1 protein-coding gene and 1 pseudogene are annotated in these 333 nt (G+C 46.5%); both read left to right on the top strand.

Annotated features, from left to right (window positions below):
• A pseudogene (locus AB4585_RS14690) lies at positions 1 to 145 on the top strand (IS66 family insertion sequence element accessory protein TnpB); the annotation flags it as partial.
• Positions 142 to 333: IS66 family insertion sequence element accessory protein TnpB (tnpB, locus tag AB4585_RS14685; protein ID WP_372170118.1), on the top strand; the 192-nt coding region annotated here is incomplete at its 3' end. The pseudogene AB4585_RS14690 and the gene tnpB, both read left to right, overlap by 4 nt.

The raw sequence follows: 333 nt of genomic DNA, 5'->3' as shown, positions 1-333 counted from the left end.
AGCCGAAATCGTTGAAAAGACAACCAAGTATCAGGCCCAGATAGCTACGGCGAACATGACACTTCTCATCAATGATGTGGAGCTGAGCATTCCTCAAGGCACGCCAGCCACCTATCTTGCTGAACTCATTGGAGCGTTGTCATGAAAGGTATGCTCAGCGCTCCAGACATTTACCTTTATCGTGAAAGCGTCGATTTTAGAAAGTCCATCAACGGCCTTGCAGCGATTATCGAAAATGATACTGACTTGCCTCTTGGCAGCGGTGCGCTGTTCCTGTTTACCAATAAACAGCGCGATAAGATTAAAGTGTTGTACTGGGATAAAACAGGCTTC

Source organism: Vibrio sp. 10N.222.49.C9, assembly GCF_041474985.1.
GTDB lineage: Bacteria > Pseudomonadota > Gammaproteobacteria > Enterobacterales > Vibrionaceae > Vibrio > Vibrio crassostreae_C.
This window is presented reverse-complemented; position numbering and strand designations above follow the sequence as displayed.